Origin of the sequence: Nocardia alni (assembly GCF_019038435.1) — a bacterium.
GTDB classification, from domain to species: Bacteria; Actinomycetota; Actinomycetes; order Mycobacteriales; family Mycobacteriaceae; genus Nocardia; species Nocardia alni.
Window position 1 is genome coordinate 15,723 of record NZ_JAGPOX010000053.1, and the last position, 18,850, is coordinate 34,572.

An 18,850-nucleotide genomic window follows, 5' to 3' on the forward strand; every position below is an offset into this window, starting at 1 on the left:
TTCGCCGTGGTAGGCGGTCAGCTCTGCGGGAAGCTCCAGACCGCGGGCCAGTCCTTCCCACGGAAGGCCGCATCGATGCCGCCGTCGCAGAAGATCACCGAACCGACGAAGAACGACGCGGACTCCGACAGCAGGAACGACACCAACTCGGCGATCTCCTCCGGCCGGCCGGGACGGCCGATCGGGGTCGCGGCGAGAAATCCCTTCATTCCCTCGCCGGTCAGCGCGTCCGTGGTGCCCGCCTGTGTCATCGGGGTGTCGATGAGTCCGGGTGCGATGGCGTTGAGACGCACTCCCTCGGCGATGAACTCCGCGGATTTGGTCCGTGCGTACCAGGCCAGTGCGGCCTTGGTGGCCGGGTACGCCTGGATCGCGCCCCACTCGGCGAAGGAGTCGGCGATCTCGCGGGCGCGCGACTCCTCGCCGGCCAGGCATGCCTCGGCCAGCTCGACCGGCCAATTCGGTTGCGTCGTCGTGGAATTGGAGGACACCAGGACGACCGAGGCGGATGCGGAATTGCGCAGCAGCGGCCGCACGCCCTCCAGGACGGTGATGGCGCCGAAGTAGTTGACCGACACCAGCAGCGCACCGGGCCGTCCGGCGGCCGCCGCCAACCCGGCGAAGGGCAGGAATCCATCGAGCGTGCCCTCGCACAGGCGGCCGATCTCGTCGATCGCGTGGGTACGTCCCTCGGCGGTGCTCAGATCGGCGGTGACCTCGGCCCCGCGCAGATCCACGCCGATCACCGTGTGCCCGGCCTTGCGCAGCTGTTCGGTCACGGCCGCGCCGATCCCCGACGCGCTCCCGGTCACTGCGATGGTTCCCATACATGCCTCCTCGTTGACGACAAACCCTCCCTACCACCCAACCGAGCCCGGGAGCCCCGATTGCCGCACAGTCCCACTGACTGAAACCACACCTCGACGCGGAACCGGGCGCCCGCCGCGATTCGTTCCCGCCCCGGTCGAGGGTCTTCGGTTCGGGCTACGGGCCTGGTGTTTCATGGCGCAGCTCCGGCCCGGTAGATTGGGACATCGTGCATCCTGACGTCACCGCCGACCTCGCCGAACTCGACACGACCCTGAAGACCGTCGAGTCGGTGCTGGACATAGAGGAGTTGCGCCGCCGTATCGATGAGCTGGAGCACCAGGCGGCCGATCCGGACCTGTGGAACGACCAGGAGCATGCGCAGCAGGTCACCAGCGAGCTTTCGCACGCTCAGGGTGAGTTGCGCCGCGTCAGCGACCTGCGTCAGCGCCTGGACGATCTACCGGTGCTGTACGAGCTGGCCGAGGGCGAGGAGGGCGAGGCCGCCAAGTCCGCCTTGGCCGACGCCGACTCCGAGCGCGCCGCCCTGCACGCCGACGTCGAGGCGATGGAGGTGCGCACGCTGCTGTCGGGTGAGTACGACAAGCGCGAGGCGCTGGTCAACATCCGTTCCGGCGCAGGCGGTGTGGACGCGGCGGACTGGGCGCAGATGCTCATGCGCATGTATGTGCGCTGGGCCGAGCGGCACAAGTACCCGGTGGAGATCTACGACACCTCCTACGCCGAGGAGGCGGGCATCAAGAGCGCCACCTTCGCGGTCAAGGCGCCCTACGCCTACGGCACGCTGTCGGTGGAGATGGGCACGCATCGGCTGGTGCGGATCAGCCCGTTCGACAACCAGGGCCGCCGCCAGACCTCCTTCGCCGAGGTCGAGGTGCTGCCCGTGGTGGAAACCACGGACCACATCGAAATCCCTGAGGGCGATATCCGCGTCGACGTGTACCGCTCCTCGGGCCCCGGTGGCCAGAGCGTCAACACCACCGACTCCGCCGTGCGCATCACCCACATCCCCACCAATATCGTGGTGACCTGTCAGAACGAGAAATCGCAGCTGCAGAACAAGATCTCGGCGATGCGCGTGCTGCAGGCCAAGCTGCTCGAGCGCAAGCGGCAGGAGGAGCGCGCGCAGATGGACGCGCTCAAGACCACCGAGGGCGCGTCCTGGGGCAACCAGATGCGCTCGTACGTGTTGCACCCGTATCAGATGGTGAAGGATCTGCGCACCAACTACGAGGTGAACAATCCGACGTCCGTGCTGGACGGTGATATCGACGGATTCATCGAAGAGGGAATCCGCTGGCGCATGCGCCAGGACGCCGAGTAATCAGCAGGATGCGCTGAACGCCAATCACGACGCAATCACGACGTTTCGGTCGACGCGGGCTCCGTAGTAGCCTGGTGGCCGTGTGCGCGGGTGGAAGCAAGGTAGGCCGAATCGGTGTCCGCTCCCTGTCCAGGGAGATCCAGGCATGACGACGAATCTCGCTGACGGGTCGACGTTTGCCGAGGCGGAGCTCTGGGTGCGCTCGGGCGGGCTGGAAATCGTGCTGTACGTCATCGGCGCGATGCTGTTCACGCGGCTCGCGCAGTTCGTCCGGGATCGGGTCACCCGCCGGATCGACGCCGGATTCCAGAGCAGCGATTCGCTGGTGCGCTCGGAGGCGGCCAAGCATCGGCACGCCTTGGCGCAGGTGCTCACCTGGGTGTTGCTGACTGTCGTCTACTTCCTGGTGACGCTGCAGGTCCTGCGGCGCTTGGGCTTCGAACTCGGCGGCCTGGTCGCCCCGGCCGCGGTGCTCGGCGCCGCACTGGGTTTCGGCGCGCAGCGCATCGTGCAGGATCTGCTGGCGGGATTCTTCCTGATCACCGAGCGGCAGTACGGTTTCGGCGATGTGGTGAGCATCGCGGTCACCGGGCAGGCGGTGCCCGCCGACGGGACAGTGGAGGACGTCACATTGCGCATCACCACGTTGCGCAATGTGGACGGTGAGGTGATCCACGTGCCCAACGGCCAGATCGTGAAGGTCACCAACCTGTCCAAGGATTGGGCGCGCGCGGCCATCGACGTGCCCGTGCCCGCCACATCCGATATCAACAAGGTCAACGAGATCCTGCGCGACGTGGGCACCAAGGCCTATGCCGATCGCAAACTCAAAGCGCTGCTGTTGGACGAGCCCACAGTGATGGGGCTCGAGGATCTGACGGTGGACCAGATGAACATCCGGATGGTGGCCCGCACACTGCCGGGCAAACAGTTCGAAGTCGGCCGTGAGCTGCGGGTGCGGGTTGCCGCGGCGCTACGCCGGGAGGGTATGAGTGAAACTGCGTAAATCCACGACGATCCTGGTCTCGGTATGGATCGCCACGTTCGTTTTGTACTTATTCGTCAGGCCCACTACACCGGAGAGCACGTTCTCTCCGATTGCCAATAGTATTCAGAAATCGATGATTTCGTCCTCGCACTCCAAGTGACGCGAATGTGACACCCTCGAATTCACAGGAGTACCCCAGGCAGTACCGCAGGAGTGCTGGTTACACTGGCTCCCCGTGATCACCCTGCGGAACGTCACCAAGTCCTACAAGGCCTCGACTCGACCCGCGCTGGACGACGTTTCGGTCGATGTGGAAAAGGGCGAGTTCCTGTTCATCATCGGGCCGTCGGGCTCGGGCAAGTCGACGTTCATGCGGCTGCTGCTCAAGGAGGAGCGGCCGACCACCGGCGAGATCCACGTCGCGGACTTCCGGGTGGACCGTCTGTCCGGGCGCAGGGTGCCCAAGCTTCGCCAGCGAATCGGCTGTGTGTTCCAGGACTTCCGGCTGCTCCAGCAGAAGACGGTCGAACAGAACGTGGCGTTCGCGCTCGAGGTGATCGGCAAGAACCGCAAGTTCATCAGTCGCGCGGTGCCCGAGGCGCTCGACCTGGTCGGCCTGTCCGGTAAGGCGGACCGGCTGCCCAGCGAGCTGTCCGGCGGTGAGCAGCAGCGCGTGGCCATCGCGCGGGCGTTCGTGAACCGGCCGCTGGTGCTGCTGGCCGACGAGCCCACCGGAAACCTGGACCCCGACACCAGTCAGGACATCATGACCCTGCTCGAACGGATCAACCGCGTCGGCACCACGGTGTTGATGGCGACCCACGACAACCACATCGTCGACTCGATGCGCCGGCGCGTGGTGGAGCTGGACCGCGGCCGCCTGATTCGCGACGAGGCCACCGGCGTGTACGGGGTGGGCCGCTAATGCGCATCAGCTTTCTGTTGGGCGAGGTCCTCAACGGCCTGCGCCGCAACATCACGATGACCATCGCGATGATCCTGACCACCGCGGTGTCGCTGACCATGCTCGGCGGCGGTCTGCTCGCGGTGCGGATGGCGGACAAGACCGAGCAGTACTTCCTGGACCGGCTCGAGGTGCGGCTCTACCTCAACGACAATGTGTCCGCGACCGACGTGGACTGCTCGAAGGATCCGTGCCGGTCGCTGATGGCGGATCTGAAGCAGACCTCCGGTGTGGTGTCGGTGCAGTACATGAACCGCGCGGACGCGGTCCGTGAGGCCAAGGAGAAGACGTTCAAGGATCAGCCGGAGCTGGCCGCGTACGTCGCGTCGTCGCCGCTGCCCGCCTCGCTGCGGGTGAAGATGACCGACGCGGATCAGTATCCGCATATCTTGCAGGCTTTCCAGGGGCGTCCGGGCGTCGGCTTCGTCCGCAATGACAAGGACATCGTCGATCGGCTGGTCAGCCTGTTCGACGGTTTGCGCAACGCCGCGTTCGGGCTGGCGGTGTTGCAGGCGTTCGCGGCGATATTGCTGATCGCGAACATGGTGCAGATCGCGGCCTTCACCCGGCGCGAAGAGGTCGGCATCATGCGACTGGTCGGCGCGAGCCGCTGGTATACGCAGCTGCCGTTCCTGTTGGAGGCCGTGGCCGCGGCGATCGTCGGTTCGGCGCTGGCGGTGGTCGGCCTGATCGCCGCACGGCCGCTGGTGATCGACCGGGCGCTGGGGTCGCTGTTCCAGTCCAAGGTGTTCCCGGGCATCACCAGCGACGACATCACGCTCGTATCGATGACGCTGGTTCCGGTGGCCATCGCGTTCGCGGCCGTCACCGCTTACGGCACGTTGCGGTACTACGTGCGCGAGCAGTGATGAATGCGCCGGCCGCCGATGTCACCGGTGGCGCACATGAGTCCGGCATGAGGCGTGGGGAGGCGGAAAGGGTGCGACCCGCCGAGGGGTCTGGCGTGATTGTCGTTGATCCGTAGGATGGCTGGGGTGAGTTTCCCGGAGACGCTCGAGACATCAACCAGCCCTGCCGAATCTGATGCGGCGCAAGAGGTTTTGCGCCGCGTGTTCGGGTACGACAGTTTCCGGGGGCAGCAGCACGAGATCGTGACGCGGGTCATCGACGGCGGTGACGCGCTGGTGCTCATGCCTACCGGTGGCGGTAAATCGCTGTGTTACCAGATTCCGGCGCTGGTGCGGCCGGGCGTCGGTGTGGTCATCTCTCCGCTGATCGCGCTCATGCAGGATCAGGTGGACGCGCTCAACGCCGTCGGGGTGCGGGCGGGTTTCCTCAACTCCACCCAGTTCCCGGATGAGCGCCGGGCCATGGAGCAGGCATTCGTCTCCGGCGAGCTCGATGTGCTGTATCTCGCGCCGGAGCGGCTGCGGCTCGAGTCGACGCTGAACCTGTTGAACCGGGCCAAGGTATCGGTCTTCGCGATCGACGAGGCGCACTGCGTATCGCAGTGGGGCCATGATTTCCGGCCCGACTATCTGGCGCTGTCGGTGCTGCACGAGCGCTGGCCCGAGGTGCCGCGCATCGCGCTGACGGCCACGGCCACCGCCACCACCCGCAAGGAAATCGCCGAGCGCCTGGACCTCCCGGAGGCATCGGCGGGCGATGCGCGGGGCGCACGGCATTTCGTGTCGAGCTTCGATCGTCCCAACATCCAGTACCGCATCGAGCCGAAGAACCGGGCCGAGCAGCAGTTGCTGAGTTTCATCACCACCGAGCACGCGGGCGACGCCGGGATCGTCTACTGCCTCTCGCGCAATTCGGTGGAGAAGACCGCCGAATTCCTCACCCGCAACGGCGTGGAGGCGGTGCCGTATCACGCCGGACTCGACGCGCGCACCAGGGCGACCAATCAGTCGCGGTTCCTGCGTGAGGACGGGCTGGTCGTCGTCGCCACGATCGCGTTCGGGATGGGCATCGACAAGCCCGATGTGCGGTTCGTCGCCCACCTGGATCTGCCGAAGTCGGTGGAGGGGTACTACCAGGAGACCGGCCGTGCGGGCCGCGACGGTCTGCCGTCCACCGCGTGGATGGTCTACGGCCTGAGTGACGTTGTGCAGCAACGCAAACTGATCGACCTGTCCGACGGTGACGCCGCGCATCGTCGCCAGCTGCAACTGCACCTGGACGCGATGCTCGCGCTGTGCGAGACGGTGCAGTGCCGTCGTTCCCAGCTGCTGGCCTATTTCGGCCAGCAGGGCGAGCGGTGCGGGAACTGCGATACCTGTATCAACCCGCCCGAGACCTGGGACGGTACGGTCGCCGCGCAGAAGGTGCTCTCGACGGTGTTGCGCCTGAAGAAGGAGCGTGGGCAGAGCTTCGGCGCCGGGCATATCGTCGACATCCTGCTCGGCAAGTCCAATCCGAAGGTGGTGCAGCACAAGCACGCCGAGCTCAAGGTCTTCGGAATCGGCACCGAACTGCGCGATATCGAGTGGCGGGGCGTGGTCCGCCAGCTGCTGGCCCAGGGCCTGCTGACAGTACACGGCGACTACGGCGTGCTCACCCTCACCGCAGCCAGCGAGGAGGTGCTGTTCAAGAGCCGCACGGTCGACATGCGCCGCGAGCCCGAACGCGTCAAGGCGGCAAAGGCCCCGCGCGCCAAGACCTCTCGCCTCGCCGCCGACCTCCCCCCGGCCGACGCGGGCCTGTTCGAGCGCCTGCGTGCCTGGCGCGCGGCGACCGCGAAGGAACAGGGCGTTCCCGCTTACGTCGTCTTCCACGATGCCACCCTTCGCGAGATTGCCGCACGGAAGCCCGGAAGTCTGGCCGAGCTGGGCGGCATCAGCGGGATCGGTGAGAGCAAACTCGCCAAATACGGTGAGGGAGTGCTGGATACGCTCGCGGAGCAGGCCGGGAACGGGGCTGCGGAACAGTCGTCCGCCGGCAGTGCCGCGCCGGCTCGAAGCCAGCCCCCTGCTGAGTCGGCATCCACCGGCGGCAAGGCGGCACGCACCCGCTCGACGGGTGGATCCCGCTCGGCCGTCCAAGCCGAGACGGGCGCTGCGGCACAGTCGAATCCGGCTGTCTCGCCCGCACCCCGGTCCGCCTGGAATGACGAACCTCCCCCGGAGTGGGATTTCGAACCGCCGCCGGACGAGCGGTATTAGTCGTGCGAGTTAGCGAGGGCCTTGCTCGCTCGCTTCGGCTTTTTGGCTATTCGGGGCAGCTACCGAGTACAGTGGAGGCGTCACGAGAGTGATGCTGGAGTGAAGCGCCGGCGCCTACCGACGCTTCACCCATCTGGTGGGTACTACCTGACCTGCTGGATGAACCAGCGGACCAGCAAGAGCGCCCCGGCGATCACGACAGCTCCCGTAAAGCAGATGCCGTAATCGACCGGGGCATTGCTCTTGTCCCGGCGATGTTTCGCCATCCCACCACCTCCTTTCTCGGCGCGATGCGGCCTGGACCATCTGCCACACCGCCCCTTGAAGTGAGGTGTCATCACCCTACGCGAATCCTGAGCCCGAATCGATTCGGAGTTGTTGGTACACAACGACTTTGGAATGTTCCATGCTGATTGTCGCGCGCAGAGGGTCTCCGGCGAGTACGAGAAGCCGAACCGGGGGTGCTGCCGGACGGGCGTGCAGATTCGGAATTCGTGTCTCTCATCCCGAATCCGTTTATTCCGAGCCGATCCATGGGTACGGTTCTGACATGATGTTCGGTAACGACGATGTGATCGGCGGGGACGAAGGTTCCTCCGAGGTGACGGCCCTTTCGGGGGAGGCCGCTGGTGTTCGGGCAGCCGTCGATACGCAACCGAATGTCGATACGCAATCTGTGGCGGACTCGCAGTTCGACACGGAAGAGCTACCGATTGTCACTGCGCAGTCGAATGGCTATGCGCAGCCCAGTGCAGGTGAGCGGCAGGTCACTGCTGTTTCGCCGAGTTTCGATTCGCAGCCGAGTGTTGTCGCGCAGTCGAATGGCTACGTACAACCTGGTACCGGTGAGCAGCAGGGTATTGCCGCTGAGACGAGCGCCGAAGCGCAGCCGAATACCGATTCGCGGGCGAGCGACGACGAACAGCCGAACGCGCAGTCCAGTGGCGCGGCGTATGCGGGCGTCGTGCGACACGGTTGGGGGACCGGGTTGTGGAAACGGCGCAAACCGCTGGGACGGCCCCGGGTATCGACGCTGGTGCTGATGTCGGTGTGGGTCGCGGTGTTCGCGGTATATCTCGTAGTGCGGCCGGCCTAGCCATCGCCTGTCAGGTGTCCCAACCGATGACAACCCGTGATGCTCCAGATGCGGAAAAAGTCCACGGATGCGGGCCGGGGCGGATAGCGTTCCGCCATGGTGCATCACAGCCATAACCAGGACTCCGGCGATGCGGGGTCATCGAGCACGCCCGACAGCCCCGACGCCGATGCGCCGGAGCGGGACGAGTCCGCTCGCGGTCGCGGCACCGCGGGCATGGTCGAGGCCGGGTGGTTGCGCCCGCACGCCTACCGCGCCCTCGGTCATCCCCGGGTATCGACGATCATCCTGCTGATCGTGTGGATCGCGCTTCTCGTGCTCTACCTCGAAGTGTCTCCGCATTGAGTCGTCCGGCTGCTCGCTGCCACTGCCTCGCGCACGAGCCGGGTGAATTCGTCCGGACGCTGTTCGGGCAGCGAGACACCGGCATCCGGCACGAAGTGAGTCCTGCAGTGCAGGGCGGCGGACAGTGGTTCCATGCTGGGCTTGGACGGCTCGTCGTCCTGGCCGCAGATCATCGTCACCGGGGCCGTGATCAGCGGCAGCCGCTCCTGCATGTGGTACAGGTGTAGCGCGATGTGGCCGTCCTCCGCGCGGTCCAGCACACGTAGCGCGTCGACCATGAAACGGTTCAGCGAGGCCTCCTGACCCGGCCGGTAGTATTCCCGCCGCCGGTTCCACAGCTCCACCAGGTGCGAACCGTCCGGCATCGGTTTGACCCAGTCGATCGGTCGTCTCCAGACCGCCCGGGCGCGTTTTTCCGCGGTGATGAACGGGGTCGCGGACAGCACCAGCCCGCGTACCCGCGCGCCCAGCCGTGCGGCCACCTCGACCGCGATCACTCCGCCGGTGTGGTGACCGACGAGGTGGAACGAGTCCAGGCCCAGGCCGTTCACCAGGTCCTCCACGCCGTCGGCGAACTGTTCGATGCTCTGGTCGTCGTCCGGTTTGGCCGAGCCGCCGTAGCCGACGGTATCCATCGCGATCACCCGATGCGTGGCCCCGAGCAGCGGCAGCACATCGATGAACTCCGTCCAGGAGCGCGGGGTCTGATGCAGGAGCAGAACCGGGTCTCCGGCACCCTGCTCGACATAGTGCAGCCGGCCGAACCGGCTGTCCACGTAGTTGGCGGCCAGCATGTGAGTTCTCCTGTCAGCAATGGTCGACGTCGGCGTTCGTACTATGTACCGTTCGATGCACGGAGTCAAGGCCGAGCGCTTCCGGTACGGTTACCGGCGCAGGCGACGATCACGATGAGAAGGCAGGGGGCGCAATGGCTCAGCAGCGGAAACGAACGAACGGCCGGACGGTCGCGCTGACGTCGGATCGCATCATCGAGGCCGCCCTCCGGATCGCCGACGCGGAGGCCGATCTGGATCGGCTGACCGTGCGCAGGCTCGCCGCCGAATTGGAGGTGGGCACGATGACGTTGTACGGCTACTTTCGCAGCCGTGACGAGATCCTGGACGGCATGGCCGACCGCGCGATGGGCCGGATGCGGCTGCCCGCCGAGCCCGACGCCGGCCCGGCCGAGGCGTTGCGCACCGTGGCCTACGCATTTCTGGCGATGATGCGCGAACACCCCTCGGCCGCCTGGCTTCTGGCCTCCAGGGTCACTGGCAGCCCGACCGCCCTGCGCGGTGCGATGGAAGCTGTCCTGCAGCGCCTGGTGGACGCCGGGATACCGGGCCGGATCGCCGTGCGCTGCTACGGATTCCTGATTACCTACACGATCGGCTTCGTCGGCTACCAGACGCCGCGCCCGTGGGGGCGGCTGGCCGACCCGGAGTCGATCGAGCAGCGCCGGAGGCGGGTGCACCACTACGCCGGGTTGCCCGCCGACGAGTTCCCGCAGGTCGTCAAGTACGCGGACGCGATCGCCGACCTGCCCTCGGACGGGCAGTTCATTTCCGGGGTCGAGGCGTACATCGTCGGTATGTTGCGCGAAATCGACCGGAAGGATTGAGCCGCATCGGTATTCAGTCTGCCTGTCTTCGCCGTCCCGGAGCGGGATAGGGGCCGCCGGCGGCGAAAAGGCGGGTTGCCGCTGCCGTGAAACGCAAAACCTTTCCGAAGTGCGTCCAGCGCGGTACCGTACTTTGTACGGAACTGAGGAGGTTCACTCATGCGAATAGGCATCCGGATACCGCCCTGCGCCCCGGCGAACGAGATCGCGCAGTTCGCTCTCGAGGTCGAACGCGCCGGTCTCGACGAAGTGTGGTTGCCGGACTCCCAGCTGCTGTGGCGGGATGTTTTCGCCGTGGCGGCGGCGGTCGCGGGCGTGACTTCGCGGATCAGGCTGGGCACCGCGGTGACCAATCTGGTCACGCGGCACCCGGCGGTGGTCGCCTCGGCCGCGCGGACCGTAGCGGAACTCGCGCCGGGACGATTCGTGCTCGGCGTCGGGGTCGGCAACAGCTCGGTCGGGCCGGTGGGGCTGCGTCCGTCGACCGGGGCCGAACTGCGCTCCCGGCTGGGTGTGGTGCGGGAACTGCTGTCCGGCCGGCGGGTCGACTTCGGCGGGGTACGTACCGGCCTGTGCGATCCGGTGCCGGTGCCGATCCATATGGCCGCGAGTGGGCCGCGTAATCTGCGGCTCGCCGGTGAGATCGCCGACGGCGCGATCCTGCTGTCGGGGGTGGCCCCCGAGCCCTTGGCCGCGGCCATCGCCGAGGTGCGGGCGGGCGCGGCCGGTCGTACGCCCGGTCCGATCACCGTGTCCGCGTTCTGCCGGATCACCGGCGATGTCGCCCGGGACGCGCGGGAGCTGAAGCCGGTCTGCCTCGGCATCGCACATAACGGCGGCGCGTCCTTTCTGGCCAAGGCGGGTGTGCGCGTCGCCGTGCCCGACCGGTTGCCCGCGAGCTATCCGGATCTGCTGCACGCGCAGGACTGGGACGCCGCCGTGCGCGCCTGTGACCCTTACGTCGACGACGATGCGGTCGCCGTGTTCGCCCGGGAGTTCTGCCTGTACGGCACCGCCGAGGAGATCCACACCCGGCTGCACGCGATCGAGAACGCGGGCGCCGAAGCCGTTTTCCTGCAACACGTCGGCTCCTACGACCTGCCGCGGCGCCTGCTGGCCGACGTCGCCGGCCATCTGACGCCGCGGCTGCGCGCACCTGTATCGGGCTGAATGTCATTGCGGCATAAAATAGTTCGTCTGGTTGAGAAGGTAACATCATGACAGCAGCGATGACGGCCCCGCAGGGCAGTGCGCAGGATCCGATGAACTCGGTGCTGGGCAAGGCCCGTCTGATTCTGGAGGCGTTCGGGCCCTTGGACATCGAGCTCTCGTTGACCGACCTCGCTCGGCGCAGCGGGGTGCCCAAGGCCAGCGTGCACCGGCTGGCCCAGGAGTTGCTGGCGTGGGGAATGCTCGAACGCAGCGGCACCAACTATCGGCTGGGCCTGCGGTTGTTCGAGCTCGGCCAGCGCGTGCCCCGTAACCGCATCCTGCGCGAGGCGGCGCTGCCGTACATGGAAGACCTGCTGATGGCTACCGGGGAGACCGTGCACCTGGCCGTGCACGATGGGCTCGACGTGCTGTACATCGAGAAGATCATCGGGCATCGCGGGCTGAACAAGAAGTCCCGGGTGGCCGGGCGGCTGCCGTTGTACTGCACCGCGACAGGCAAAGTCCTGCTGGCGTATTCGCCGGACGGCCTGTTTCAGGAGGTGGCCCGGCAGGGCTTCACCGCGATGACAGCCAGGACCACGATGTCCGCCGGTCGGCTTCGCGGGCAGCTGGACAAGATCCGCCAGGACGGGATGGCCTTGGAAACCGAGGAGGTCAAGCTCGGCTACCTCAGCCTGGCCGTGCCGGTGTTCAGCAGTCACGGCGCCTTGGCGGCATCGCTGTCGCTGACCGGACCGACCACGCGGCTGGATGTGCGGCGCTGCGTCGGCCCGTTGCGCTCCGCGGCCGCCGGGATCACTCGGGCGCTACAGCAGCTGACCTGCCTGGGGCCGGATACCGGCTGCCCGCCGGGTGTGTGCGCGGCGGCCTCATGTCCACGGCGGATTCGGTGACGCCGCGTCGGCGCAGTTCCGCCTTGGCGATCTTGCCGGTCTCGGTGAGCGGCAGCGCGGCCACCACGTCCACGTAACGCGGCACCGCGAAATACGGCAGATCCCGGGCACAGTGCGCGAGCAACTCGGCCAGGTCGAGGTCGTGCCCGGCGCGCGGCGTCACGGCGATCATCACCTCGTCCTCGGCGAGTTCGGACGCGACCGCGAAGGCCGCGACCGCGGCCACCGCGGGATGCGTGGCCACGGCGTGCTCCACCTCGAACGAGGAGATGTTCTCCCCGCGCCGCCGGATGACGTCCTTGATCCGGTCGACGAAGCGATACCAGCCGTCCGGCTCGCGGACCACCCGGTCTCCGGTGTGCAGCCACAGGTTTCGCCAGGATCGCGCGGTGGCCTCCGGCTGATCCCAGTAGCCGGTGGCGAACGCGTACGGATTGTCATGGCGGAGAACAAGTTCGCCAGGTACACCGTCCGGGACCGGGTGGTCGTCGTCCACTACCCGCGCGGTGAAGCCGTTCAGCACACGCCCGAGATATCCGGGCCGGGTGTGTGCGGTGTCGGTGCCGATCACGAGATTGGTTTCGGTGCTGCCGAATCCGTCCACCAGCCGCACTCCGAACCGCTCCCGGAACGGCTCGCACAGCGCGGCCGGGGAGGCCGGGGCCAGCGCGCGCCAGGCCCGGTGGGCGCGGTCGTGTTCACCCGGCGGCTGGGCCAGCAGCATCGGGACCATGGCGCCCAGTAGGTAGGTCACGGTGGCGCCGGAAGCGGTCACCTCGTGCCAGAACCGGGACGCGGAGAACCGCTGGCCCAGAACGAATTCCGCGCCCGCGACGAGCGCCTGAACGAAGGCGCTGAGCGCGTTGGTGTGGAACAGCGGCAGGCAGGTGTACAGCACGTCGTCCGCGGTGATCTCGAGTGCTGAGCCGACACTGCGGCCCCACCAATAGAACTGGGCGTGCGGACAGCAGACGCCCTTCGGGCCGCCCGTGGTGCCCGAGGTGAACAGGATCGCCGCCGAATCACCCGGCCGCACATCGGCCGGCGGCAGGGGATCGGCATCGGCGAGGTGGCGCATCGGCTCGTCGTCCAGCACCCAGGGTGTGCCGGGCCAGTCATCCGGAAGGACAGTCACCAGCTCGGCCTCGACCATCAGGTGGCCGGTCCGCACCCGCTCGAGCACGGCCCGCAGGCTCGCGCCGCGCAATGCGGTGTTGAGCGGCGCCACGGTCGCGCCCAGCCACGCGCAGCCCAGCATCAGATCCAGCAACTCCACCCGGTTGGACACCAGCGCTGCCACCCGGTCGCCCGGCGCCACCCCGGCGGCGCGCAGCGCCCCGGCCGTGCGGGCGGCCATATCCCGCGTCTCGCGATAGGTGCGGGCGACGGTGGCGGTGCGCAGCAGCGGCTTGTCGCCGAACTGTGCGGCCCGCGTCTCGAGCAGCGTCGGCAGGGTCAGCGGCGGAGTCATCGGCCGATGCTAAGAGCTGATCGGGCGGGCCGTCGGCGTGGCCGGTCCGGTGAGCGGACTGGGGGCGTTGCCGGTCGGAATTCCCGGTCGAATAATCGGCCGATCTTTACTACTGCAAAGGCGCTTTCGTCATGAACCACACCCATAGGACGAGTGCGGTTGCGGCACAATCGGTTCCGGCCGCATGGCCGAGCCAGGAGGCAAGATCGTGCTCGAAGTATCCACCAGCGGCGATTCGCTCGCTGCGGCAATCGACGACAATTCACTGAATCCCGTTCCGCAGGAACAGCGGAAGTCCGGATGGTATCTCTCGTGGCTTCCTGCCGGGGTCGCCACCTCACTGCTCCAGCTGACGATCGCGGGCAGTATCACCGCGTTGGTCGGTTCGGTCCTGGGGCTGGTGACCGGGGCGCTGGTCGGCACGTTCATCCTGGTGCTGGGCTGGCTGTTCGGCAACATCGCCAAGACCGAGGGGTTGTCCAGCACGGTGCTGCCCCGGCTCTACGGTCTCGGGCTGCGCGGCTCGGCGATTTCGTCGCTGGCCTTCGCCATCATGATCATCGGGCTGCTGGCGAGCGAGAATGTGCTGCTCTACAACGGAACCCTGTTCGCACTGGGCTGGCACGACTCGATCGGCGTGCGTGTGCTGATCTACGGGGTCCTCACCGTGCTGTGGGTGGTGCTGAGCATGTTCGGCATCCGGGTGGTGGCCCGGACCTCCACGGTGCTGGTGATCCTGTTCTTCGGGCTGCTCGCCTTCATGATGGTGAAGATCTACAGCGAGTCCGGAGCGAGTCTCGCGTCGGCGTTCACCCAGGCCAGCACCATGGCGACGGGCACCCGGTCGGACCATCTGATCACCGTGATCGGGATGCTGGGCGGGCAGGGCGGTGCGCTGATCCTGGTCAACGGCGACTACTGCCGGTACGCGCGCGGTACGCGGGCGGTGGGCGCGGTCAGCCTGGCCGGGGTGATCATGCTGGACATCGTCGGGATCGCGCTGGGCGTCGTCGTACTGACCGGCGGCAACAAACTCGTCGGCCAGTATCTGGTGGCGCACGGCAGGGCCACCGGATCGACGGCGTTCGCCGCGGCCAACGATGTCGCCGCGCACAATACCGGCGCGTACTTCATCATCCTGTCCACCGGCGTCGGCTACGCGCTGATGTGCGTGGCCCAGGCGAAAGTTCAGGTGCTGAACACCTATTCGGCCTCGCTCGCGCTGTCCAACCTCTACCACGTGCTGACCGGTCGGCACCCGAACCGGCTGGTGATGATCCTGTTGGCCAACGTGATCTGTCTGCTGATGATCGCGGCCGGTGTATTCGACAAGCTGTCCGGATTCCTCAGCGTGCTCGGCATCGTGGTGATCGGTTTCATCTCGCTCGCGGTGGCCGACTTCTACATCGTCGGCAGAGGCAAGCGTCGCGAGCTCGGAGAGGTGGAGACGGTCAACTGGGCCGGGGTGCTCGCCTTGGTATTCGCCTCGGTCGTGGCGTATGCGCTGGTGCGCGGCGGGGTCTTCCCGTTCGGGTTCATCACCTCGACAGTCCTTGTGCTGGTGGTATATCCGGTGCTGCGCTCCACGGTGCTCAAACCACGTGTGGCGCAGCCCGTGGCAGTCGCGTCGTGACGCTGCGGGTACTGGATCTCGGCGACGAGCTGGCGTATCAGGGCGCGCGACTGCTGGTCGGACTGGGCGCCGAGGTGGTCCGGGTCGATTCCGATGAGGGGATCGACCCGGCCGCGCGAGCACACTGGCACGCCGGAAAGCGCTGGGTCCGTGGCGATCTGGACGATCTGGCCGGCCGTGCGGATGTGGTGCTGGAGAGCGGCCCGGTCGTCTCGCTACGCGGTGTGCTGCCGGACGGGACCTCCCGCTGGCCGCATGCGGTGCACGTGGTACTCACCCCGTTCGGGCTGACCGGTCCTCGTCGCGACTGGCAGGCCGATGATCTGGTCCTGGCCTCGGCGGGCGGTATGACCTGGCTGGGCGGGCACGCCGACCGCCAGCCCAAGGCGCCGCCTCGGGAACAGGCCATGCAGGTGGCCGGGGTGCACGCCGCCATCGCCGCGTTGCTGGGCGTGCTGGCCGGTGGCGGGCAGCTGATCGATGTGTCCGCGCAGGAGGCGGTGGCAGCGACACTGGAGACCGCGGCGATCTCCTGGATTCATGCCGGACGGTACCCCGTGCGCAACGGCGGTGTGTACGACCATGTCGCGCACCGGATCTTCGAGGCGGCGGACGGCTATGTGGCCGGGGGATATTCGGGCAGCGAGCGCATGTGGACGGATCTGCTCGCCTGGCTGGCCGAATCCGGCGAGGCGGCGGACCTGCTCGGCGAGCGGTGGCGCGATCCGGTCGTGCGCTGGCAAGGCCGCCCGCACGTGGACGACGTGGTCGCACGGTTCGTCGCCGAGCGCAAGGCGGGTGAGATCGCCGAGCAGGGCCGGGCACGGTCGCTGCCCTGGGCGGAGGTGATGCCACCCTCGCGCCTGCTCGACAATCCGCAACTGCGGTCACGGAATTTCTTCATCACGATACCCGGGGTGGGGCAGGACGCCGGATTTCCTTGGGACGCACCGGGTTTGCCCCGGCCGGTCGTGCTGGCCCCGCTGCTGGAAGCCGCCGACGTGTGGGCCACCCCGACCAGCCCCCGTCCGTCTCGCGGGGGCGCGCGGGCGCTGGACGGAGTCCGGGTGCTCGATCTGACCTGGGTGCTGGCCGGGCCGTACGCGACCAAGCAGCTGGCCGAGCACGGTGCGGAGGTGATCAAGATCGAGTCGAAACATCGGCACGATCCGACCCGATTCGCGCCCTCGATGCGGCTGCGGCCCGGAGCCGGCCCGGACGACAGCGGCTACTTTCTCAATTTCAACCGGAACAAACGCAGCGTCGCGCTGAATCTACGCACCGAAGAAGGACAGCGGCTGCTACGCGAATTGTCCGCGCACTGCGATGTGGTGGTCGAGAACTTCAGTCCGGGCGTCCTTTCGAAATGGGGTATGGACTACGCCTCGCTGCGGGAACGCAATCCCGGGGTGATCCTGGTATCCATGTCGGGCGTCGGGCAGAGCGGGCCGTGGCGGACCGCGGTGACTTTCGCGGACACCCTCGCGGCCATGTCCGGTCTGTCCAGCGAGACAGCCGATCCGGGTGAACCCCCGCAGGGGCTGACCTTCGGCCTGGGTGACATGGTGGCCGCCAACGCGGCCGTGCTGGCCACACTGGACCTGCTGATCCGGGGCCACGGCGGGCACGTCGACCTGTCCCAGCTCGAGGCGATGGCCGCGACCATGGGCCCAGCGGTACTCGATCGGCGCCGGTCCGATTACCGCACGGCCGAACGCCCGAATCGCTCGGATTCGGGCGTGCCGCGTGGTGTCTATCCCTGTGCGGGGCAAGATCGTTGGATCGCGATCTCGGTGCGCACCGAGGCGCAGTGGCAGGTGCTGCGCGGCCTGGCCGGGCTGCCCTCGCCGCCGGATCGCAGGGCGGCCGAGGACGCGATCGATGCCGCGCTCGCGGCGTGGACGTGCGGTCAGGACGCGCACGAGTTGGCTACCCGGTTACAGGCAGTGGGTGTTCCCGCGGCCTCGGTTGCCACCGGCCGGGACCTGGTCGAGGCCGACGAGCACTTGGCCGCCCGGGGTTTCTATCCGGTACTCGACCATCCGATCGCGGGCCCGGTCAGGCACGAGGGCATCGTGCCGCGCCTGTCGGCGACCCCGGGTGCGCTGACCGCCCCGGCTCCGCTGCTGGGCCAGGATACCGCCGCGGTGCTGCGCGAACTGCTCGGCCTGGATGAAAAGCATGTGGCCGCATTGGAAGCCGATGGGGTAACGGAGTGATCGGCCTCCGGCCGCTTCGGTGCGGCAGGACGATGCCGCAGTCGAAGGCGAGGCATGGAACGAAGGGAGTATCGGATGAGTGTGTTGCGAATGAGCCGAGAGGACGGGGTGGCGACGATTCGGATCGACCGTCCGCCGGCGAACGCGGTCGATCCGGCGATGATCGGGGAGTTCCTGGCCACCCTGCCGCCACTGGTGAACGATCCCGCGGTGCGGTGCATCGTGATCACCGGGACCGGGCGGTTCTTCGTCGCAGGTGCGGATATCGCGGTGATGCGGGATCTGTCGGCGGGCAACCAGGCGCAGATGCGGCGCTGGATCGAGGTGCAGCGGATGCTCGAGCTGGCGCCCAAGCCGGTCGTCGCGGCGCTGAACGGGCATGCGCTCGGGGGCGGCGCGGAGCTGTCGCTGGCCTGCGATCTGCGGATCATGTCGGAGGCGGCGACCTTCGGTTTCCCGGAGATCGCCCTCGGGCTGTTTCCGGGGGCGGGAGGAAGTCAGCGGTTGCCCCGGCTGCTCGGCCCGCACCTGGCCAAGCGGCTGATGATCGAGGGCGAGCGGCTGAGCCCGCGCCGGGCACTGGACATCGGCCTGGTCGACTTCGTCGTTGCCGCAGGTGAATTCGAGGAGGCCGTGGCCGAGCGGGCGCGGGAACTCGCGACCCGTCCGACCGCGGCGATCGGCCTGCTGAAGCAGGTGGTGGACGAGGGCTACGGCCTTCCGATCGAGCAGGCCCTCGCCCGCGAGGAGGCGGGCGTCCTCGAGCTGACGCACACCGCGGACGCGGCCGAGGGCCTGCAAGCCTTTCTGGACAAACGCGAACCGGTATTCACGGGCCGGTGAAACCGGCGACCAGGGGAGTGTCGACGCCCACCTCACCCACCGTCGCCGCGCCGCCGGGATCGCCGAGCGGCGCGGCGCGGCCGGGCAGGGTTTCGCTGAAGAAGGCGATCGAGTCGGCGACGAACGCGTCGTCGCGCGCCTTGCGGTCCACGAAGATCGCGTCTACCGGACATTCGGGTTCACACGCACCGCAGTCGATGCATTCGTTGACATTGATGTAGCTCTTGCGCTCGCCGACGTAGATGGCGTCCACCGGGCACACGTCCAAGCAGGCGCGGTCGGTCACGTCGATGCAGTTGGCGCCGATCACATAGGGCATGG

General features: G+C 67.5%; 19 protein-coding genes. 14 read left to right on the forward strand and 5 right to left on the reverse strand.

The genetic code is table 11. From position 1 onward, the window contains the following. Window positions 1-17 precede the first annotated feature (17 nt). A complete protein-coding gene (locus tag JZ791_RS20900; RefSeq protein WP_216896857.1) occupies window positions 18-827 on the reverse strand; it encodes an SDR family oxidoreductase in 810 nt (269 codons plus the stop codon). A gap of 209 nt (window positions 828-1,036) precedes the next feature. On the opposite strand from JZ791_RS20900, the gene prfB reads away from it, so the two are divergent. From prfB to recQ, 6 genes are all read left to right on the forward strand, one after another. Continuing rightward, window positions 1,037-2,152 carry a peptide chain release factor 2 gene (gene prfB, locus JZ791_RS20905; protein ID WP_216896858.1) on the forward strand — a complete coding sequence of 372 codons (1,116 nt, stop codon included), beginning with the start codon at window positions 1,037-1,039 and terminating at the stop codon, window positions 2,150-2,152. 145 nt (window positions 2,153-2,297) lie between these two features. After that, window positions 2,298-3,158 carry a mechanosensitive ion channel family protein gene (locus tag JZ791_RS20910; RefSeq protein WP_216896859.1) on the forward strand — a complete coding sequence of 287 codons (861 nt, stop codon included), beginning with the start codon at window positions 2,298-2,300 and terminating at the stop codon, window positions 3,156-3,158. Continuing rightward, on the forward strand, window positions 3,145-3,300 hold the full coding sequence (locus JZ791_RS47335; protein ID WP_498049403.1) for an Rv3103c transmembrane domain-containing protein: 156 nt from the start codon (window positions 3,145-3,147) through the stop codon (window positions 3,298-3,300). The genes JZ791_RS20910 and JZ791_RS47335 overlap by 14 nt, the downstream gene beginning before the upstream one ends. 75 nt (window positions 3,301-3,375) lie before the next feature. Continuing rightward, entirely contained in the window at window positions 3,376-4,065 is a 690-nt protein-coding gene (gene ftsE / locus JZ791_RS20915) for a cell division ATP-binding protein FtsE (protein ID WP_216896860.1), read from the forward strand. Next, a complete protein-coding gene (gene ftsX, locus JZ791_RS20920) occupies window positions 4,065-4,973 on the forward strand; it encodes a permease-like cell division protein FtsX (protein WP_216896861.1) in 909 nt (302 codons plus the stop codon). The genes ftsE and ftsX overlap by 1 nt, the downstream gene beginning before the upstream one ends. 117 nt (window positions 4,974-5,090) lie before the next feature. Continuing rightward, window positions 5,091-7,235 (forward strand): DNA helicase RecQ, encoded by a 2,145-nt coding sequence (gene recQ / locus JZ791_RS20925; protein WP_216896862.1) that lies wholly within the window; start codon window positions 5,091-5,093, stop codon window positions 7,233-7,235. A 143-nt stretch (window positions 7,236-7,378) separates the two neighbouring features. Here recQ and JZ791_RS46080 read toward each other — a convergent pair whose 3' ends face one another. Beyond that, window positions 7,379-7,501, reverse strand: coding sequence for a hypothetical protein (locus JZ791_RS46080; RefSeq protein ID WP_256461927.1), 123 nt, complete (start codon window positions 7,499-7,501; stop codon window positions 7,379-7,381). Between the two features lie 284 nt (window positions 7,502-7,785). On the opposite strand from JZ791_RS46080, the gene JZ791_RS20930 reads away from it, so the two are divergent. Then, on the forward strand, window positions 7,786-8,331 hold the full coding sequence (locus tag JZ791_RS20930) for a WLR motif membrane protein (protein ID WP_216896863.1): 546 nt from the start codon (window positions 7,786-7,788) through the stop codon (window positions 8,329-8,331). A 96-nt stretch (window positions 8,332-8,427) separates the two neighbouring features. Then, entirely contained in the window at window positions 8,428-8,676 is a 249-nt protein-coding gene (locus JZ791_RS20935) for a WLR motif membrane protein (RefSeq protein WP_216896864.1), read from the forward strand. Here JZ791_RS20935 and JZ791_RS20940 read toward each other — a convergent pair. After that, a complete protein-coding gene (locus JZ791_RS20940; protein ID WP_216896865.1) occupies window positions 8,652-9,470 on the reverse strand; it encodes an alpha/beta fold hydrolase in 819 nt (272 codons plus the stop codon). The two genes, JZ791_RS20935 and JZ791_RS20940, sit on opposite strands and share 25 nt — an antisense overlap. Window positions 9,471-9,604: 134 nt before the next feature. On the opposite strand from JZ791_RS20940, the gene JZ791_RS20945 reads away from it, so the two are divergent. The 3 genes from JZ791_RS20945 to JZ791_RS20955 all read left to right on the forward strand — a co-directional run bounded on the left by JZ791_RS20945 (window position 9,605) and on the right by JZ791_RS20955 (window position 12,363). Beyond that, on the forward strand, window positions 9,605-10,297 hold the full coding sequence (locus JZ791_RS20945) for a TetR/AcrR family transcriptional regulator (protein ID WP_216896866.1): 693 nt from the start codon (window positions 9,605-9,607) through the stop codon (window positions 10,295-10,297). Window positions 10,298-10,456: 159 nt separating this feature from the next. Beyond that, window positions 10,457-11,467 carry an LLM class flavin-dependent oxidoreductase gene (locus JZ791_RS20950; protein WP_216896867.1) on the forward strand — a complete coding sequence of 337 codons (1,011 nt, stop codon included), beginning with the start codon at window positions 10,457-10,459 and terminating at the stop codon, window positions 11,465-11,467. Between the two features lie 47 nt (window positions 11,468-11,514). After that, entirely contained in the window at window positions 11,515-12,363 is an 849-nt protein-coding gene (locus JZ791_RS20955) for an IclR family transcriptional regulator (RefSeq protein WP_254206039.1), read from the forward strand. On the opposite strand, the gene JZ791_RS20960 is transcribed toward JZ791_RS20955, so the two are convergent. Beyond that, window positions 12,266-13,834 (reverse strand): AMP-binding protein, encoded by a 1,569-nt coding sequence (locus JZ791_RS20960; RefSeq protein WP_216896868.1) that lies wholly within the window; start codon window positions 13,832-13,834, stop codon window positions 12,266-12,268. The two genes, JZ791_RS20955 and JZ791_RS20960, sit on opposite strands and share 98 nt — an antisense overlap. Before the next feature lie 184 nt (window positions 13,835-14,018). Between JZ791_RS20960 and JZ791_RS20965 the strand changes: the two genes are divergently transcribed. From JZ791_RS20965 to JZ791_RS20975, 3 genes are all read left to right on the forward strand, one after another. Then, window positions 14,019-15,467 (forward strand): purine-cytosine permease family protein, encoded by a 1,449-nt coding sequence (locus JZ791_RS20965; RefSeq protein WP_216896869.1) that lies wholly within the window; start codon window positions 14,019-14,021, stop codon window positions 15,465-15,467. Continuing rightward, window positions 15,464-17,686, forward strand: a complete 2,223-nt coding sequence (locus tag JZ791_RS20970) for a CaiB/BaiF CoA-transferase family protein (protein WP_216896870.1) — start codon at window positions 15,464-15,466, stop codon at window positions 17,684-17,686. The genes JZ791_RS20965 and JZ791_RS20970 overlap by 4 nt, the downstream gene beginning before the upstream one ends. A 75-nt stretch (window positions 17,687-17,761) precedes the next feature. Further along, on the forward strand, window positions 17,762-18,529 hold the full coding sequence (locus JZ791_RS20975) for an enoyl-CoA hydratase/isomerase family protein (protein ID WP_254206040.1): 768 nt from the start codon (window positions 17,762-17,764) through the stop codon (window positions 18,527-18,529). On the opposite strand, the gene JZ791_RS20980 is transcribed toward JZ791_RS20975, so the two are convergent. Then, entirely contained in the window at window positions 18,516-18,848 is a 333-nt protein-coding gene (locus JZ791_RS20980) for a ferredoxin family protein (RefSeq protein ID WP_216896871.1), read from the reverse strand. The genes JZ791_RS20975 and JZ791_RS20980 overlap by 14 nt on opposite strands. Window positions 18,849-18,850 lie beyond the last annotated feature (2 nt).

What these genes read in the sequence shown, in the direction of transcription:
- JZ791_RS20900 (WP_216896857.1), bottom strand. Translation starts at nt 827, where the DNA reads ATGGGAACCATCGCAGTGACCGGGAGCGCGTCGGGGATCGGCGCGGCC.
- JZ791_RS20910 (WP_216896859.1), top strand. Translation starts at nt 2,298, where the DNA reads ATGACGACGAATCTCGCTGACGGGTCGACGTTTGCCGAGGCGGAGCTC.
- ftsX (WP_216896861.1), top strand. Translation starts at nt 4,065, where the DNA reads ATGCGCATCAGCTTTCTGTTGGGCGAGGTCCTCAACGGCCTGCGCCGC.
- recQ (WP_216896862.1), top strand. Translation starts at nt 5,091, where the DNA reads ATGGCTGGGGTGAGTTTCCCGGAGACGCTCGAGACATCAACCAGCCCT.
- JZ791_RS46080 (WP_256461927.1), bottom strand. Translation starts at nt 7,501, where the DNA reads ATGGCGAAACATCGCCGGGACAAGAGCAATGCCCCGGTCGATTACGGC.
- JZ791_RS20930 (WP_216896863.1), top strand. Translation starts at nt 7,786, where the DNA reads ATGATGTTCGGTAACGACGATGTGATCGGCGGGGACGAAGGTTCCTCC.
- JZ791_RS20935 (WP_216896864.1), top strand. Translation starts at nt 8,428, where the DNA reads ATGGTGCATCACAGCCATAACCAGGACTCCGGCGATGCGGGGTCATCG.
- JZ791_RS20940 (WP_216896865.1), bottom strand. Translation starts at nt 9,470, where the DNA reads ATGCTGGCCGCCAACTACGTGGACAGCCGGTTCGGCCGGCTGCACTAT.
- JZ791_RS20945 (WP_216896866.1), top strand. Translation starts at nt 9,605, where the DNA reads ATGGCTCAGCAGCGGAAACGAACGAACGGCCGGACGGTCGCGCTGACG.
- JZ791_RS20950 (WP_216896867.1), top strand. Translation starts at nt 10,457, where the DNA reads ATGCGAATAGGCATCCGGATACCGCCCTGCGCCCCGGCGAACGAGATC.
- JZ791_RS20955 (WP_254206039.1), top strand. Translation starts at nt 11,515, where the DNA reads ATGACAGCAGCGATGACGGCCCCGCAGGGCAGTGCGCAGGATCCGATG.
- JZ791_RS20960 (WP_216896868.1), bottom strand. Translation starts at nt 13,834, where the DNA reads ATGACTCCGCCGCTGACCCTGCCGACGCTGCTCGAGACGCGGGCCGCA.
- JZ791_RS20965 (WP_216896869.1), top strand. Translation starts at nt 14,019, where the DNA reads ATGGCCGAGCCAGGAGGCAAGATCGTGCTCGAAGTATCCACCAGCGGC.
- JZ791_RS20975 (WP_254206040.1), top strand. Translation starts at nt 17,762, where the DNA reads ATGAGTGTGTTGCGAATGAGCCGAGAGGACGGGGTGGCGACGATTCGG.
- JZ791_RS20980 (WP_216896871.1), bottom strand. Translation starts at nt 18,848, where the DNA reads ATGCCCTATGTGATCGGCGCCAACTGCATCGACGTGACCGACCGCGCC.